We start from the raw sequence: 17,336 nt of genomic DNA, 5'->3' as shown, positions 1-17,336 counted from the left end.
AAATCCTTATGGCAGAAATGAAACTTCTTACGAAATACATCGACAATCCTCAGTCCACCAAACTGGAGTTTTACGAATCCGTACACGGATACGATGGAATGAAAAAAGCGCTTCAGATGAAACCAGACGACATCATCGCAGAAGTCAAAAAATCCGGACTGAGAGGAAGGGGTGGAGCCGGTTTTCCGACCGGTCTTAAATGGTCGTTTATTCCCAAAGACATTCCAAAACCGAAATATATCATTTGTAACGCGGACGAAGGAGAACCGGGAACATTCAAAGATCGTAAACTGATTGAGAATCTTCCACATCAGATTATAGAAGGGATGATCATAGGAGCGCGCGCGATCGGTTCCAACAAAGGATTTTTTTATATTCGAGGAGAATTCCAAAAAGGCGCAAAAGCCATACAGGCGGCGATCGACGAAGCCTACTCCAAAGGATATTTAGGAAAGAATATTTTAGGAAGCGGTTTTGATTTTGATCTGATTCTTTACGAAGGAGCGGGCGCTTATATCTGTGGAGAAGAAACCGCGCTGATCAATTCACTCGAAGGAAGAAGGGGCCATCCTAGATTAAAACCCCCCTTCCCCGCCGTGTCGGGACTTTATCGTTCTCCGACCGTAGTCAATAACGTAGAAACTTTTTCGGCGATTCCTCATATTTTAGATAAGGGAGCGGATTGGTATTCTAAAATAGGAACGGAAAAATCTCCGGGCACGAGATTATTCAGCGTATCCGGTCACGTAAAAAAACCGGGCGTTTACGAAATCGAATTAGGAACTCCTTTATTAGAATTAGTGAATGATCTTTGTGGTGGAATCATAGACGATAAACCTCTCAAGGCGATCATTCCGGGAGGATCCTCCGTTCCGATTCTCACCGCGGAAGAATGTAAAACCGCAAATATGGATTTTGAATCCATGGCCGCTCATAAAACCATGCTCGGCTCTGGAGCGGTAATCGTTCTTGCGGAAGGAACTGACATTGTAGAAACCACGTATCGATTCGCCCGTTTTTACGCACACGAATCCTGCGGTCAGTGCACTCCTTGTAGAGAAGGAACACATTGGGTCAGGGACATTCTCTATAAAATTAGAGAAGGAGAAGGAACAACCGAAGACATAGATCTGATTTTTTCTTTATCCAGAAATATGGAAGGAGGAACCACGATCTGTCCACTTTCAGACGCTTGTGTAGGAGCGGTCCGACCAGCGTTACAAAAGTTCCGCTCCGAGTTTGACGCAAAATTGAAAGTAAAACCGATCGTACCCGATCATCCTCGAAGAAGAAAAGAAGATAAGATCGAGTCGACTGCAGGAGAAAAGACAAGTCCATGAACTGGAACGAAATTCTATTTTGGCTTTTAAAAAGCGGGCTTTTCTTTTTTATACTCATCACTGCATGCGCATACTATACTCTCGCAGAAAGAAAGGTCGCAGGTTTTATCCAAGATCGCAAAGGTCCGAACCGCGCCGGTTTTTGGGGCTTGTTACAACCTCTCGCGGATGGAATTAAATTTTTGACTAAAGAGGAAGTGTTTCCCGTTCAAGTAAATAAGGTAATGTATCTAATCGCTCCAGCGATTTCCATGACTTGCGCGATTATGGCTTGGTCCGTAGTTCCACTGGGAGGACAAATTCCACTTCCTTCTTGGCTTCAGGAAAAAACCGGTCTTACTTTTTTAGATCTACAAATCGCCAATCCGGATACGGGAATTTTATTTTTATTTGCGATTTCCTCTTTAGCGGTTTATGGAATTATCATAGCGGGTTGGGCGAGTAATAACAAATATTCGTTGTTAGGTGCGGTTCGTTCTACGGCACAGATGATCAGCTATGAACTTCCTCTCGGAATGAGCGTGGTTTCGATCGTGATTTTATCTGGTTCTTTAAGACTTACCGACATCAGCGCGTCTCAGGTAGGTCTTTGGAACATTTTCAAACTTCCGGGGTTCATCGCGTTTTGTCTGTTTGTAGTAGCCATGTTTGCAGAAACAAACCGCTTACCTTTTGATTTGGCGGAGGCGGAATCGGAACTGGTTGTGGGATTCCACACAGAATACGGAGCCTTTAAGTTCGCACTCTTTTTTATCGCGGAATATATGAACATGATCACAATGAGTTGTGTAGTAACGCTTCTTTTTTTTGGAGGATATCAGGTTCCGTTCGGAATTTTAGAAGGGCACGTATTACAACCGTTATTCGGACTTGTCTTCTTTTTAGGAAAGGTATTATTTTTCACCTTTTTGTTTTTATGGGTACGATGGACCCTCCCCCGTTTCCGTTATGATCAACTGATGTCTTTGGGATGGAAAAAACTCATTCCTTGGGCGATTTTGAACATACTAATCGCGAGTATCTATATACAATTTTAAGAATATAAGAAATATGTCATTTACAGATCAACCTCAACTGCTTTTGTTTTTTCTATTCGCTTCGGTGATGATACTCAGTTCGTTGGGAGTGATTTTTCATCCGAACCCAATCACTGCCGCGGTGCTTTTAGTGCTCAGTTTTTTTTCACTAGCGGCGATCTACGCGGTGATGAACGCGATCTTTATCGCCACGATGCAGCTACTGGTTTACGCCGGGGCGATTATGGTTTTGGTAGTATTTGTGTTGATGTTACTGTCGCTTCGGGACGATGCACCTCGGTTTTTTATCTTCGAAAAACCAATTAAAAAACTCTTATATTTGGGATTGGTAATGTTTTTAGGTGTACTTTTAATCACCGCGGTTCAAGATGGAATTCCATCCGAAACCACGGTTCCGATCGGGTATGCTCAAAATAAAGACGGAAAATTTGTAGGTTATTCGTTTCAGATTTCTAAAAACATAAAACAAACGAACACAAAATCAACTTTGGAAACTCCGAAGACTACTTCCGAAAATCAGAACCATGTACACGAGAAAGATACGGACCAAATCATTCTCACTTCCGGAAATACCGCAGCCGTAGGAAGCGCGATGTTTTTACGTTATCTACTTCCTTTTGAGCTCATCTCCGTATTGCTACTTGCGGCGGTGCTTGGCGCGGTAGTACTCGGAAAAAAGAATTTAGGAAGGAACACGGAAGGAGAAACCTTATGAACCACTTTATATCCGGAATTCCGATCCACTACTACCTCATACTTGCGATGATCATTTTCACAATCGGAGTCGCGGGAGTGATGGTAAGAAGAAGCGCGGTTCTGATTTTTATGTCGGTAGAATTGATCTTAAACTCGGTAAATCTAGTATTCGTAACATTTTCAAAAGCTCTGCATCAAATAGACGGAGAAGTGGTGGTGTTTTTTGTGATGGCGATTGCGGCGGCAGAGGCGGCGATCGGACTGGCCATTGTCATCGCAATCCATAGGATCAAAAAGACTAGTTATGTAGACGAAATGAATCTGATGAAATGGTAGAAGAATGGAAATATCTGTACTCATACCCACGTTAGTCGCCCTTCCTTTGATCGGCTTTTTAGTTTCCGGAATTTTCGGCAAATGGTTGAAAGGATTTACGGGAATATTTTCGACAGCGACCGTGTTCGTATCCTTTGCGTTGGCGCTTTTGTCTTTTGTTGACCGGTTTCATCCGATGAGAAACGGAATTCCGAAAATCGTCACCTTATTTCCTTGGATTACTACGGGAGGTTTAAACGTATCCCTCGCCTATCAAGTGGATCAACTTTCCCTTTATATGGTTCTGATCATCACCGGAATCGGATCTCTCATCCATTTATACAGCATCGGTTATATGAAAGGCGATCCCGGTTTTGCGCGTTACTTCGCCTATTTAAATCTGTTCATATTTTCGATGCTCAATCTGGTACTTGCAGAAAACCTAATACTTCTATTTTTAGGATGGGAAGGAGTAGGACTTTGTTCGTATTTATTGATAGGGTTTGACTATCATAAAGAAACGGCCGCCAACGCCGGGATGAAGGCGTTTATCGTAAACCGAATCGGAGATTTAGGGATGTTGCTCGGAATTGCGTTCGTGTTTTGGTACACGGGTTCCGTATCCTTTACCGTAATCGAAGAAGCAATTTTAGAAATACCATCTTTTCGTTATATACTACCGTTAGCCGCGGCTTGTTTTTTTATCGGAGCGATCGGAAAATCCGCACAACTTCCATTACACGTATGGCTTCCGGACGCGATGGCTGGCCCAACTCCCGTTTCCGCGCTCATTCACGCGGCGACGATGGTAACGGCGGGAATCTTTTTAATCGCAAGATTAAATCCTATTTTTTTATCCGCTCCACAAGTCGGACATTGGATCGTAGTTATAGGATCGATCACCGCTTTTTTTGCAGCGACCGTAGGCTTATTTCAAAACGACATCAAAAAAGTCCTGGCCTATTCTACCGTTTCACAACTCGGATATATGTTTGTGGCGATGGGAGCCGGAGCGTATGTCGCAGGGCTCTTTCATTTAATGACTCACGCTTTTTTTAAGGCTCTTCTATTTTTGGGGTCCGGATCGGTAATCCACGCGTTACATCACGAACAGGATCTACGTAACATGGGCGGACTTAAGAAACAGATGAAAATAACATGGATTACTTTTTTGATTGGGTCGCTTGCAATTTCAGGAATACCACCGTTTAGCGGATTTTTTTCCAAAGATCTAATATTAGAAAAAGCTTATGCTTATGGAACCTTGTTTTACGGACTCGGAATTATAACCGCGCTTTTGACGGCGTTTTATATGTTTCGAATGACGTATCTAACGTTTTACGGAGAATCCAGAGTATCTTCCGAAAAGGCTTCGCATCTGCACGAATCCCCACTTGTGATGACGATTCCCCTTATCATTTTATCCATCGGAGCGACGGTCACCGGATTTTTGGAAGTTCCTCATCTTTTTTACGGAGGAGTCAGAATACTTACAAGTTACTTCGGTCCGGTTTTTATCCGAGGAATTGAAATTTCGGAAAGGATCGTAAAACAACCATTAGACGCTCGCGAGGTCGGAACAACAACCACTGTCGAGTTGAGTTTGATAGCGGTATCGATTGCAGTTGCAATTTCCGGAATATTCATCGCAAGGATGATCTTTTTAAACGGGAAAAAAGTTCCAGACTCGGAAGAATCCCATACCGGAATCAAAAGAATACTTACTAAAAAATACTACGTGGATGAGTTTTATCATAACTTCATCGTGGAACCGATCCTACTGCTCGGAAAATTTTTAGCAGATCACGTGGAAAGAAATTTCCTAGATCTAATGTTACGCGGCACGGGAAGAGTGGCGGTTGCGATTTCTTTGGTTTTAAGAAGGGCTCAAACCGGAATCGTAGTGGACTACGCAATTTTGATTGTATTAGGAACCGTGGTCATTCTTTCCTTTTTTCTATTGAGGGGGCTATAACTTGGATTTCCCACCGTATATACTGAGTGTTTTTTTATTTTTACCGTTCATTGGGGTTCCACTTTTATTTTTATCCAACAAAGTAAATTGGTTAAGATTCATAGCAGGATCGTTTACACTCCTTCCCTTTTTAATTATTGTAGGATTATATTTCAAATACGATCCTACGAACTCTTCACTTCAATTTGTAGATCGGATATGGGGAATCATCGTTTCCGGAAATCTAAAAGTAGATTACCATATAGGACTGGACGGATTTAGTCTTTTACTTTGTGGAATGTCTTCTTTATTGTTTTTTCTTTCCACGTTAGCAACTTGGACGAGCATCACAAATCGAATTCGCGAATTTTATGTTTATCTAATGATCGTAGAAATGAGCGTGCATGGAGTGTTCTTATCCGGAAACCTAGTATTATTCTACATCTTCTGGGAAGCAATGGTGTCCCCGATGGTTCTTATGGTGGGAATCTGGGGAGAAGATCAAAGGGTCAAGGCAGCGATTAAGTATCTGATCTTTTCTTTTACCGGATCGGTATTGATGCTTGCAGGAATTCTAATATTATATTTTAAAACAGGAACGATCGTAATAGAAGAATTATCCACAGGTTTATTACCGGAAATTCCTAAAAACATACGATTGTTTATGTTTTTTGCATTTGTACTTGCGTTTGCGATCAAGGTTCCATTGTTCCCTCTACATACATGGATGCCGGACGTACATTCACAAGCTCCAACCGTGGGTTCAGTGGACCTTTCCGGAATATTATTAAAAATCGGATTGTATGGATTTATACGATTGGCGATTCCACTTTTTCCGGAAGAAATGCTCGAGTACCGAGAACTTTTAGGCGCCCTTTGTATCGCAGGAATTATCTACGGGGCAGTAATCGCGATGGCACAGGAAAATTCAAAACGAGTCGTGGCATTTTCTTCCCTTTCTCACATGAGTTTTTGTATGTTGGGAATTTTAAGTTTCACCGAAGAAGGGATGGCCGGTGGAATGTTGCAGATGCTCAACCACGGATTTACCGCGGGAATGTTATTCTTTATGCTTGGAATGTTACACGAAAGAATCGGAAACAACGACATATCCAAAGCAGGCGGATTGTCAAAACTGCTGCCAGTATTTTCAGTATTTTTTGCGATCGCAATTTTTTCTTCTCTTGGAGTGCCAGGAACCAACAGTTTTATAGGAGAATTTTTAATCATACTCGGAAGTATCAAAGCAAATGTCGTATACGGCGCGTTAGCTGCAACGGGAGTTGTATTCGCAGCGGGTTATCTTTTGTTATTTGCAAAAAGGATGATCTTTGGAGAACCGACTAAAAACTTAATCGAACACAATGATCTTAATTTAAAAGAATGGGTAATTTTAGTACCGACCGTAATTATGATTTTTTGGATCGGAATTTATCCGAAACCATTTTTAAAAGTATTAGAACCTTCCGTAAAAGTAGCATTAAACTCTGCATCTGCCAAAGTTATAGAAGATCGATCTAAAAAAACGTTTAAAAGCGCGGAGCTAAACGATCCGTATCATAAGGACGTGGAACATCTAAGAAAATTCACTTCTTATAAATCCCTGGGAGTAGAACCGTCTAAATATGCGGAACGTCTGCAAAGATATCCAAGCAAATATTCCTTACCGGAACCAATTCGAAAAAATTCCGATGAGGAGACACAAAAATGAATCTATTTGATTTATCTATTTTACCATTTTTAAATCTTGCACAGGTCGTTAATGAAAGTAGGGTTCCGAACGTGCCAGACTTACTTTCCGTTTTACCTGCGCTCGTCTTGGCGACAGGCGGAGTATTTTTGATTTGTTTATCCGTATTATTTAAAACGAAAGAATTTATAATCGTAAGATACGTTTCGGGACTGATTTTACTTTTGGCATTTGCGGCCGTATTTTATACTTCGTTTCGATTTCCAGGAAACGGATTTCACTTTAGTGGGCAAATTGAAAATTCCGTATTATCTTTTTGGCTAAATTTAATTTATATTTCTATGGCAATTGGAACCGCTGCAATAGTTCCGAGAATATTAAAAAATCATAAAATAGAATTCCCTGAATTTTATCCACTACTTCTATTTGCAACTTGTGGAATGACTCTAATGACTACGGGACAAGATTTTATACTAGTGTTCGTGGCTTTAGAACTAATGAGCATCTGTTTATATATATTGATAGGGATGGCAAGAAGTGATCTGTTTTCTTTAGAAGCCACATTGAAATATTTTCTATTAGGAAGTTTTTCTTCCGGATTTATGTTGATGGGTATTGCTTTTTTATTCGGAGGAAGCGGGTCTACAAATATTACCGAGGCTTTAAAACCACTGACCATCGCCGGTTATCAAGGAAACTTTGCCAAGATAGGTTTAGTATTGTTCATCACAGGAGTTGCGTTTAAGATAGCATTGTTTCCATATCACGCTTGGACCCCGGATGCATATGAAGGCGCTTTAACACCTGTTACAGGTTATATGTCCACTGCAGCAAAAGCTGCGTCGATCGGGCTACTTTTAATACTTTATACAAAATTACCACTTCCACTTGAGAATAGTACCTGGGCGTGGTTGCCCGGAATTCTTGCATTATGTTCTATGATCTACGGAAACCTACTCGCATTAAAACAAGAAAATTTAAAACGAATGCTTGCGTATTCTTCGATTGCACACGCAGGTTATGTAGTAGCAGGAATTTCTGCAGGGATCAAAGAGGAAGTATTATTTTATCTAATCGTATATTCATTTATGAGTTTGGGAGCGTTTGCGATCCTCGCATATTTGGAAGAAGGAACCAGACAAGTGACTTTCTTTTCCGTTCAATCCTTATCTGGAGTAAAACCTTTAACTGCAATAGCAATTAACATTTTCTTCATGTCTTTAGCGGGAGTTCCTCCCTTTGGAGGTTTTTGGGCAAAGTTATTCTTATTTCAAAAACTCGCAGAATCGGAAACACTCATGAATCGGATATTACTCATCGGTGGGGTAACTAATTCAGCATTAGCACTTTATTATTATCTAAGAATTGGAATCGCAACTTTTATGAGTAGCGACGAAGGAGAAATATCCAGGAACCACGCAGCGCCTTACAGCGTAGGAGTAACCGGGGTCGTATTATTTTGTCTTTTAATGGTCTCGGTAGGATGGTTTTTGTTAGTTCCAGGCAACTTACTAGCGTTAGGTGAATTGCGGTTATCAAGTTCCATCTTTCGTTGAATTTAAGAACAAACACCACAATTTACAACCACTGGAATATAATTCGATCCAAAAGTCCAATTTTAAAACCAATCGATAACTTGATTTTACCGTTTTTAAATGTGCGGGAACTCTTTCAAAGCTATAGTTTTTAACAGTTATTATTTAACATGAGTTCGGCGTAAGAAAACCATGATTCTGAAAAAAGTTAGAATCTGAACTTTACAGACTGATTTTTTAAATGTGGGAACTACTGCAAGATTTCGTTCGAAAAAAGTATGATTTAAAATCACAAAAAAGATAAAAAGAGACGTAATCTGTAGGAACTACCACAAAACTTAAGTTTGTCTGTAAAATGATGTGGGAACTATTACAAATCGACGATTTTACGAACAAATTCTAAACTTGTAAGACTCATATTTTTAGAAAATTTTTACTCAGTCGAACTCACGTTACTACTCGAACGCATGAAAATAATACTACCAAAGCTTGTTTCAAAAGTTAGAATATACGACCTCCTTTAAAAAACAACCAACAATTCCGAGTTTTTGAGGACTTCCTTATTTTTGTAAAAATAGACGGTTCATTTCGGGTATCTTTCATGCGTCCGAGTAAAAAATAAAATTTAAATTTTAATAATGACCGCAAAACAGCGATTTTGCGCAGAAATCGGATGGACGATGATTCTTTTTGTATTTTATACTAGTCCCCACAAATTCAAGTTCTGAAACAACTCGAATTCTGCTATAACACGACTTAAACGTACAAGATACCAAAACCTCAAATTAGATTTTAAACAAATAAATCATGAATTTAAAACGTAGTATTCCAATTATAAATGAACTTCATAAAGAAACATATGTCCATCCACGGGGTTTTCAAAGTAGGTAGATCCTTTGATATATTCACTTTTTGGAATAAACACTTTAAAATATTTCGGAGGTTTAAACCAAACCGGATACTCAGCATTTTGGTCGAAATACTTATTTTTACTCGACTTTCTTTTCACTTCTTTTAATTGATTCAATTCTTTAAATTCTTTTCTCCATTGTAAGGGCGCCTTGATCTCTAAAAATAAAATGTGTTCATGAGTAATATGAGGGGATTCCCAATATTTACCGTGAATTACTTCCAAATCTTTGGGCAAGGAGCTATCACCGGACCAATATAAATATGCGGAAACTGGATCGTTCGTATTGATTTCCTCACAGTCGTAGACAAATAAACACAGCATGATCCATAAAACTGCAATCCACGATTTTCCTGTTTTCATAGAGCTTTACCTAAATTCAAATATAACAAACAACACGTTACTTTTGTCATTGATTACATTTTATTATTGATAAAATAAAGCCAAAGAAGAGCTACCCAAAGCCATAATAAAGGAATATATAAAAAATATAATATACTTTTAGGCCAGTTTCTTTTCTTAAGAAAATTAAATAGAATAGACGCAAATATAAAACCCAAAGGCCATAATATACCTACCCAAATCGCAGAAGGCCAAACCCAATCGCCGTGTAAGGAATCAGGATGTGGAAATAAAAACCCAGCAACCGGGAAAATCAAATAATACAATCCAAAACCTACGGCTCCCAGCGAAAAAAATCCTAAAAATGCTAAGATTATAAAAATGAAAAAACTAATTCTAACGTTATTGGGAATGGAATTCCACATACATATCTAATACCAGATAGCGTTTTCTTGAAAAGCGAATTTTACGATTTATTATTTACTTCAGTTAAGTTTCAAACTTTTTTATTGATAACTATATGACAAAGTATCCAATATTTTGCACTCAAACAAACTTTTGCGACAAGGCTCTCAGTATCTTTATTACATTGCTTCAATTATTTTGAAAAATTCATTCAAGAAAAAATCTCAATCTAAATATTTCTTATATTAAAGTTATTGAAAAGTTCTATATCTTACTCCATTCCTTTAACTACTCAGACACAAAAAAATAGTGTTCAAAATGAATCGTGGATTTTACGAAGAATAAAAGTTTACAAATTATACTATCTTATGACTTTTTTCGAAGCAGATTCCACATCTAAACCTTTAAAAAAAGTTTCCAATATTATTTTTATGTGCCAAAGTAATAGTAAAAAGAAAATTAATTTTCAACTCTACTTATAGCAAAAAATAGAATTGGTTAAAACCCCACAAACTTTAATTTTTAAAAATGAAAACCAATCTATAAAACTTTATCTAGAATCAGTATTGATAAACGACATTAAAATAAATAGAGTTGTTGAAAAATTAACTCTCCATCGGTCTCCATTGTATAAAAACGATCGGTTGAAGCGTTTTATTAATCTTCCATTATGGAATTTTTCAACATCCAATATCTTCAAATTTATATAAACGAATCATACAATTCTAAAATTAACCAAAATACCACAACGAATGTTTCAGTAGTAAACATATTCAAGTATTGGATTTCCAAAGATTAAAACAAAAAATCCATTCTGGTTTTCTTATACCCAGGGAATTGATTCCGCCAAATTTAAAAACATAAAGTTGTAGATAAATAACCAAGAGAAGAATTTTAAGAGATTGTCAAGTCACAGAGATTTAAAAGTCTGTGATTCTATCGGAAGGAGAAAAAAATGAACATAGAAATCGGAAAAGGATTAAACGGAATTTATTTCGGAATGTCTATAGACGAAGTAAAATCAAAATTAGGAGAACCAGACGAAATTTACGACTACGACTACGAAGGCACACAATCCACCGGATATGAATATTTTTCCGAAGAATCCGAATACGAATTTGATCAAGAAGAAGATAACAAATTATATTCGATTACAACTTCAAATCCGTCAATTCAGCTTTTCGGAAAACCAATCATTGGAGAATCCATCGAAACGATCCGAGAGCTTCTCAATCAAAACGGAATCGACGATCTCGAAGAAGATGACGAAGAGGAACACGACCAGGAAGAAGATCATGATCATACTGGAGTCACTGCTTTCTCCGATAAAATCAACGCGGTCTTTCAATTTGAAGAAGATGAACTAGTCTTTTTCGGGTTTAGTCCATTATTTAAAGATGATCAGATCGATTGGCCCAAATACTAAGAGTCTAAAATTTAAAATCGATAGAAAGTTAATTTAAGAACCGACTATAAAATCTCGGTTTCAAATAATTCCCACGTTTAAAGAAGGGCTAAATTGACAAGGTAAAAGTTTGTGAAACCTTGTATTAGAAGAATATTAAATGGAAATACTGTATTGAAAAAAAATCTAACACGTGTTAGTTCTTTGGTTGAACAAGTTCTAATTCGATTATATCCTCTTTTTCAATTTCTTTGATATTCCCATCTTTATCTTTAAGTAGATAAAATTTTTCAGTCTCTTCGATCGTTCCAGAAACAACTTGTTTGTTTTTAAGAGTGATACGATATATAGGATACGAATTCTCTTCTATTTCGGATTTGATTAAAAAATCCGTTTCCCGATTGTGATGAGTAAAGTTTTCATTTAAGACCTTTTTAGAATTCTCCGAAAGCGCTTGGTATTTTGTAAATTCTTTTGGCTCAATTTTCATAACCTCGACTTCTTGCCCAGAGGATTGAGTAGAACTTTCAGAAGATCCATCCTTCAAAACCGAATAACCAGGTAAAATATCCATTTTTGATTTTGTAGAATCGACTCGTATAGCTCCTTCCAAAACCATAATTTGATATTTTTTAGAATGTTGATCTGCGATCAAAACGAGAGTTGTTCCCAAAAGTTCGGAAGATAAAGTATCTACTTTCGACCGAATTTTTAAAGATATTTTTTTTTTGTTCGTAGTGAATAAAACTTTTCCGGAACTTAAACTTAGATTTACTTCATCTCCTTTTTTAGAAGCTGAAAAAATGGATTCTGGTAAAATCCTCAACGTTAGTCCTAATTCTCCCGAAATTGTATAATCACAATAAGAATCCTTACCCGATTTCAGAATAATGTTTTCTTTATTAATAGAAACATTACACTGACCAGTAGTTACTGATTTTGTAATTTCAAATTCGTTTTGTTCCGAAGAAAAAAATCTGAAATAAAAAGCTAGAGCTGAAAGCAAAAGAACACAAGCAGCAGCTAATAATGAATTTCTAATATAGAAAGTTCTACTTTTGTTTTCATCGGATCCTAACTTTAGATTCATTTCTAAATGTCCGATTTTATTCTTTAATTTCATCAACTCAAAAAATTCTTTTCTAGATCTTGGATCCGATAAAAATTCACTGAGTTCTAGCCGTGTCATTTCGTTTGAAATTGCTCGTTCCATATTTGACCTTCGATTTGAATCTGAATTAGGTTCCATATTTTATCTCCTATATACTCTCAAAGTCGAAATTCAATGCTTCCAATTTCTTACGTAAAACGGTGAGTGTGGCGAATGTTTTTCTATTTACCGTTCTCACTGATATTCCCAATTTATCGGCGGTCTCTTTGATCGTATATTTCCTTAAAAAACGCAGTACAATTATATTTTTTTCCAACTGAGGTAGACTTTCTACACTTGCGTTTAAAAGATCCAACTGATATCTATCTTCCTCGTATTCTGTTTCCTTTTTTGAAATAATCTCTAAAACTTTCTGAGAATCTCCCAATTCTCTCTTTTCAACCGTATCTTTCTTTTTTATCATATCTAAGAATTGGTTTTTTGCGATCGTAAGCATCCAAGAGGTTTCATTTCCCTTGGAAGGATCAAATTTTTCCCAATGTCTCAAGACCTTGATAAAAGTTTCCTGGCAAATTTCTTCTGCCTCTTCTTTGGAAGCCCCTTTACTAAGAAGAAACCGATAAATTTTCTCATAATTTCTAGAATATAAACCGTCAAAATCAAAAATTTGACTTTCGGAATTTTGGCTCATCTAATATTCAATAACGAGCCGACTTTCCAAAAAGTGTCACTAAAAATCAAAAAAATTCGAATGCTTGCGACGTTTCAAAAATTTTTCCAACTTAAATTCTCCAAGATCCAGAAATCTAAAATTGCAAAATCAGATATTTTATTCCAAAACCAAAACAAATCACTTTTTATGAAAGGTGTATCATTTCTTTTCTTATGGATTTCTCTTTTTACAAACTTAGATGCAAAGTCAATCCTACTCAAAAACGGTAGGACGATCAATAATGTGAGCGTTAAAACCGTTTCCAACGGTTTTGAAATTACTCATAAAAGTGGGAAAGTGGAAAAAATCCCTCTCACAGAAGTACAAAAAGTTTTTATTTCTGATCGAGCACCGATTCCAGTCAAAAACCAAGAAACAGTAAAAAATCAAGAGACCACAAAAACGAACTCAGTCCCCAATTTAGAAACCGTAAAAGAAGAAAATATTCCGAAAAATCGAGAAAAAAAATCAGGGATTGGAGTTTTTGCCGAAGGATTAATACCAGGTTGGTCTAGATTACTTAGAAATGATTCTTATTACGTAAAAGGATTAGGAGTCTTTTTCGTCTTTGTAGAACTATTCTTTGTCTATAAAAGTTATATATATTTAAGTCCTGTAAAACAAGCGATTGAAACAAACCAACCGGCTACTCCTTTGGATTTAATCGCTATTACATCACAGGATCACAATCTAATGAATATAGCTGCTAGTTATAGCTTAGCTGAAAAATCTGGCCAAGTTGTACTTTCGGATGGTCAACTGTTAACTAAGGACCGTTATGCTTATGAAAAAGAAGGATTTACTCGTGGTCTTATTTTAATTTTAATTTTAGATGCGTTTCTAGGATATAAATTTGAAAACTGGGAAATTGTGCCTAACGTAAACGTTTCTTATCGAGATAAGGAAGTTTCAGGCGGTGTAACCATTCGGTTTTAATTTTCCCTTTATAAAGATCCAAGATTAACAATTCTTAAATCAAATTTCTATATCCGATTGATATTTTAATCTACCTTCATCAAATTTAGAACTTATTTTAAAATTTATAGATCACTGATTCCTATCAAATCATCACCAACCCTACAAATATTTGATCTCAATATAAATCTGTCGGAATTACGACAAATCCTCTGTAAAACTTAGTTCCCACTCCACAACGCGATTCATAAAGAGCGTTGTGTTGAGTTTTCCAACGCAACCTGCAGAGCGACCCTTAGGGAGCGATGCATTGAGTTTGAGGAAAGCGTTGTGCTGAGTTTTCCCTATTTTTGGGTAAGGCGATAAGGTTTGGAAAATTTTTCTCTATCAGAAAAACATACTTTTTGCAAGTACAAAGACTCATTCTTATCGGAATACTTGAAAAATGTGCCTTTTTGAGCCCAGAACGGCGATCCATAGAAAGCCCGTTCTGTTGAGTTCATTTTGATTCTAAAATCCTAATCAACTTGTGGGTTGGTTATACTATCAAATTAGGTACTGTAAATTTTTATTATAAAATCCTGTTTCAGTGCAAAATGTGGGAATTCTATTTTATAGTTCCGAGTAACCTGAGTTCGGCGCAAGAAATTCATTTATAAAAAACTTACTTTTCCATAAAAATAAATGTAAAAACCACCATAAATCGAATCAAAAAAATAAATATTCAAAATCTATAATTCTATTTAAAACTTTGGGAACTCAAACCACAGTTAAAAATTCAAAGATGATTGATTTTAGAGATTTACAACAAGTTTAAAATTTCTCAGGTAAATACAATTCCAATCTTTCAAAAGTTCGGAAGGCCCCGACTATTCTCCTCCCCCTCCTTCAAAATCGATTTCACATTTAGGAAGAAGTTTTCGGATTCTTTCTTTTTCTTTTGGAGAAATGGGATTGGAATCTAATTCTAATCTTTGTAAATTTTTAAGTTGTTCTATTTCTTTCGGAAGGGTCGTAAGCTGATTGTTTCCTAATTCCAACCTTTGTAATTTTTTCAACTGTCCGATTTCTTTCGGAAGCGCATTGAGTTTATTGTTACTCAATGACAGCCATTCTAAATTTTTAAGTTGTAGAATCTCTTTTGGAAGAATCGTAATTTTATTCCCAGACAAATGCAGCTCTTGCAAATCCGGCAATTGTGTAACTTCTACCGGAAGAGTTGTAATTTGATTGTGATACAAACTCAAATACTTTAAACTTTTAAGTTGTCCAACTTCCTTCGGAAACTCTACAAGTTGGTTATAATACAAATTCAATTCCAGTAAATTCTTAAGTTCTAAAATTTCTACGGGAAATATTTGAAAACGATTTTCTCCCAAATTTAATGTTTTTAGATTTTGGAGTTGTTCGATTTCTTTCGGCAAAGAGGTAAGTTGATTGCCAGTTAACATCAACACTTTCAAACTTTTAAGTTGTCTTATCTCTTTAGGAATTGTTTTCAGTTTGTTGGATCTTAGATCTAAATTTTCTAAAGTTTCAAGTAGCATAACTTCTTTCGAAACAGTAGTAAATTCATTGTGATTCAAATCTAGATTCTTCAGACTTTTAAGTTGTTCAATTTCTGTGGGAAGACTTATGAGTTTGTTACTAAGTAAACTCAATTCTTGCAAGTTTTGTAATTGTCCGATTTCCTTAGGGAGAACCGTAAGTTTATTATTGTCCAAATTTAGTTTTTGCAAATTCTTAAACTGTCCAATTTCTTTCGGAAGATTTACGAGCTCATTGCTATGCAAACTTAATTCTTGCAAGTTTTGTAATTGTCCGATTTCCTTAGGGAGAACCGTAAGTTTGTTATTGTTCAAATTCAATTTTTGCAGATCTTTTAACTGCCAGATTTCTTTAGACAAAATCGTAGGTTCGTTTCCGCCTAAATCCAATTTTTGTAAATTCTTAAGTTGTCCTATTTTATTTGGCAACGTCTTCAACCCTTGGAAACTCAAATCTAAGTTCCGAACGTCTGCTGGATTTTGAAGAGCCTTTGCTAAATTTTTATAAGGTTTTTGTATTTCTTCTGATTGTATTTCGAAAATAAAACAAAAGAAAATTATAACCTTTAGGATGTTTGTAAATCTATAATTCATACGCCGATATTTCCCGTTTTAAAATTAAAGTCTATCCTGATATGTTCCCGAAATTGAAAACTATTGCAGTGTGTAAAATCCACTTAAGTAAAACACCTTAAATATTTTTGAAAGAATCAATCTCCTAGAAAATTTATGTGACCTTTTTGAATTAGTCCTCACAAATTACGTAACTTTTGGCTGCCCTGATTTTCGGGACCATTAGCAAGTATTAAACTTCTTCTTTAAACAGATAGAATTGAGTATTTCTCCCAGACTATAAACCTTATCGAGTTGTAGACAGATGTGAGTTGAGAGATAAAACTTTAGGCATATCTTATAAGGATCAGTAATATACACTTTGGAACTATTTTACTTACTACCAAAGTCTTTTAAGTTTCACTGATAATGTTATAACAAAGTATCAAATATTTTATACTCAAATAAAAATTTGCGTATTTTATTCTATAGTTATAGTAGAATAAATTTTTAGTTTGAATTTTTGCATGAAATACGTTTTCTCCGTTTAGATAATTTCTCTTAAACATAAATTTGTGCAAGAGGAAACATAAACTCAGAGTAACAACTCTAAGATCTAAATCTTATATCCAATCTTTATTAAGTGATACTCACCATATTAAAGTCCAATTTATAGATTTCTAAAAGTTATTTATTACCAACTTGTCACTACCTTTCGCAGATTTCTTTTAAGTTTCTACAAACTTAGTTTCATTTTCTATAAATTAAAATTTATTAAAAACTTTTTACTAATCAAAGTAAACCGTTATGCGATATTTAAATTATTTTTGAGATAAATTTTAAAAAAAATCAGAAACATCTTTTATAAAA

At 36.1% G+C, this 17,336-nt stretch carries 14 protein-coding genes; 9 read left to right on the top strand and 5 right to left on the bottom strand.

The features are described 5' to 3' along the window. Positions 1-8 precede the first annotated feature (8 nt). Genes nuoF through BW942_RS16990 form a run of 7 tightly spaced genes read left to right on the top strand, consistent with a single transcriptional unit; the run spans position 9 to position 8,588 of the window. Positions 9-1,340: an NADH-quinone oxidoreductase subunit NuoF gene (gene nuoF, locus BW942_RS17020; protein ID WP_000829480.1), complete on the top strand. Its 1,332-nt coding sequence runs from the start codon at positions 9-11 to the stop codon at positions 1,338-1,340. Beyond that, complete coding sequence (nuoH, locus tag BW942_RS17015) at positions 1,337-2,377, top strand: NADH-quinone oxidoreductase subunit NuoH (protein WP_001104353.1); 1,041 nt, start codon at positions 1,337-1,339, stop codon at positions 2,375-2,377. Before nuoF ends, nuoH begins: the two co-directional genes overlap by 4 nt. Before the next feature lie 13 nt (positions 2,378-2,390). After that, complete coding sequence (locus BW942_RS17010) at positions 2,391-3,092, top strand: NADH-quinone oxidoreductase subunit J family protein (protein ID WP_000010969.1); 702 nt, start codon at positions 2,391-2,393, stop codon at positions 3,090-3,092. Further along, on the top strand, positions 3,089-3,409 hold the full coding sequence (gene nuoK / locus BW942_RS17005) for an NADH-quinone oxidoreductase subunit NuoK (protein ID WP_001015281.1): 321 nt from the start codon (positions 3,089-3,091) through the stop codon (positions 3,407-3,409). Before BW942_RS17010 ends, nuoK begins: the two co-directional genes overlap by 4 nt. Positions 3,410-3,413: 4 nt before the next feature. Then, a complete protein-coding gene (gene nuoL, locus BW942_RS17000; protein ID WP_000406351.1) occupies positions 3,414-5,363 on the top strand; it encodes an NADH-quinone oxidoreductase subunit L in 1,950 nt (649 codons plus the stop codon). A 1-nt stretch (position 5,364) separates the two neighbouring features. After that, positions 5,365-7,053, top strand: coding sequence for an NADH-quinone oxidoreductase subunit M (locus tag BW942_RS16995; RefSeq protein WP_000347200.1), 1,689 nt, complete (start codon positions 5,365-5,367; stop codon positions 7,051-7,053). Then, positions 7,050-8,588 carry an NADH-quinone oxidoreductase subunit N gene (locus BW942_RS16990; protein WP_001047885.1) on the top strand — a complete coding sequence of 513 codons (1,539 nt, stop codon included), beginning with the start codon at positions 7,050-7,052 and terminating at the stop codon, positions 8,586-8,588. The genes BW942_RS16995 and BW942_RS16990 overlap by 4 nt, the downstream gene beginning before the upstream one ends. Positions 8,589-9,399: 811 nt before the next feature. Here BW942_RS16990 and BW942_RS16980 read toward each other — a convergent pair. Next, positions 9,400-9,840, bottom strand: a complete 441-nt coding sequence (locus tag BW942_RS16980; protein ID WP_000847799.1) for a hypothetical protein — start codon at positions 9,838-9,840, stop codon at positions 9,400-9,402. A 53-nt stretch (positions 9,841-9,893) separates the two neighbouring features. Further along, the gene (locus BW942_RS16975) at positions 9,894-10,244 is read right to left on the bottom strand and encodes a hypothetical protein (RefSeq protein ID WP_000267358.1); all 351 of its coding nucleotides are present in this window, start codon (positions 10,242-10,244) and stop codon (positions 9,894-9,896) included. 935 nt (positions 10,245-11,179) lie between these two features. On the opposite strand from BW942_RS16975, the gene BW942_RS16965 reads away from it, so the two are divergent. After that, positions 11,180-11,650 (top strand): hypothetical protein, encoded by a 471-nt coding sequence (locus tag BW942_RS16965; RefSeq protein WP_001019268.1) that lies wholly within the window; start codon positions 11,180-11,182, stop codon positions 11,648-11,650. Positions 11,651-11,825: 175 nt separating this feature from the next. Here BW942_RS16965 and rsx read toward each other — a convergent pair whose 3' ends face one another. After that, entirely contained in the window at positions 11,826-12,878 is a 1,053-nt protein-coding gene (gene rsx / locus BW942_RS16960) for an LIMLP_03685 family anti-sigma factor (RefSeq protein ID WP_000433647.1), read from the bottom strand. 10 nt (positions 12,879-12,888) lie between these two features. After that, on the bottom strand, positions 12,889-13,431 hold the full coding sequence (locus BW942_RS16955) for an RNA polymerase sigma factor (protein ID WP_000081452.1): 543 nt from the start codon (positions 13,429-13,431) through the stop codon (positions 12,889-12,891). A gap of 60 nt (positions 13,432-13,491) precedes the next feature. Between BW942_RS16955 and BW942_RS16950 the strand changes: the two genes are divergently transcribed. Beyond that, positions 13,492-14,388, top strand: coding sequence for an LA_0442/LA_0875 N-terminal domain-containing protein (locus BW942_RS16950; RefSeq protein WP_000881487.1), 897 nt, complete (start codon positions 13,492-13,494; stop codon positions 14,386-14,388). Positions 14,389-15,236: 848 nt separating this feature from the next. Here BW942_RS16950 and BW942_RS16940 read toward each other — a convergent pair. Further along, positions 15,237-16,508 carry a leucine-rich repeat domain-containing protein gene (locus tag BW942_RS16940; protein ID WP_001109419.1) on the bottom strand — a complete coding sequence of 424 codons (1,272 nt, stop codon included), beginning with the start codon at positions 16,506-16,508 and terminating at the stop codon, positions 15,237-15,239. Positions 16,509-17,336 lie beyond the last annotated feature (828 nt).

The organism is Leptospira interrogans, assembly GCF_900156205.1.
Lineage (GTDB): Bacteria > Spirochaetota > Leptospiria > Leptospirales > Leptospiraceae > Leptospira > Leptospira interrogans.
The sequence above is the reverse complement of the archived record's forward strand: the minus strand, read 5'-3'. Positions and strand labels throughout refer to the sequence as shown.

Bases quoted from the DNA above. Each gene is read 5' to 3' on its own strand.
- nuoL (WP_000406351.1), top strand. From the start codon at position 3,414: ATGGAAATATCTGTACTCATACCCACGTTAGTCGCCCTTCCTTTGATC.
- BW942_RS16950 (WP_000881487.1), top strand. From the start codon at position 13,492: ATGCTTGCGACGTTTCAAAAATTTTTCCAACTTAAATTCTCCAAGATC.
- rsx (WP_000433647.1), bottom strand. From the start codon at position 12,878: ATGGAACCTAATTCAGATTCAAATCGAAGGTCAAATATGGAACGAGCA.
- BW942_RS16955 (WP_000081452.1), bottom strand. From the start codon at position 13,431: ATGAGCCAAAATTCCGAAAGTCAAATTTTTGATTTTGACGGTTTATAT.
- BW942_RS16940 (WP_001109419.1), bottom strand. From the start codon at position 16,508: ATGAATTATAGATTTACAAACATCCTAAAGGTTATAATTTTCTTTTGT.
- BW942_RS17010 (WP_000010969.1), top strand. From the start codon at position 2,391: ATGTCATTTACAGATCAACCTCAACTGCTTTTGTTTTTTCTATTCGCT.
- nuoH (WP_001104353.1), top strand. From the start codon at position 1,337: ATGAACTGGAACGAAATTCTATTTTGGCTTTTAAAAAGCGGGCTTTTC.
- nuoK (WP_001015281.1), top strand. From the start codon at position 3,089: ATGAACCACTTTATATCCGGAATTCCGATCCACTACTACCTCATACTT.
- nuoF (WP_000829480.1), top strand. From the start codon at position 9: ATGGCAGAAATGAAACTTCTTACGAAATACATCGACAATCCTCAGTCC.
- BW942_RS16965 (WP_001019268.1), top strand. From the start codon at position 11,180: ATGAACATAGAAATCGGAAAAGGATTAAACGGAATTTATTTCGGAATG.
- BW942_RS16980 (WP_000847799.1), bottom strand. From the start codon at position 9,840: ATGAAAACAGGAAAATCGTGGATTGCAGTTTTATGGATCATGCTGTGT.
- BW942_RS16990 (WP_001047885.1), top strand. From the start codon at position 7,050: ATGAATCTATTTGATTTATCTATTTTACCATTTTTAAATCTTGCACAG.
- BW942_RS16975 (WP_000267358.1), bottom strand. From the start codon at position 10,244: ATGTGGAATTCCATTCCCAATAACGTTAGAATTAGTTTTTTCATTTTT.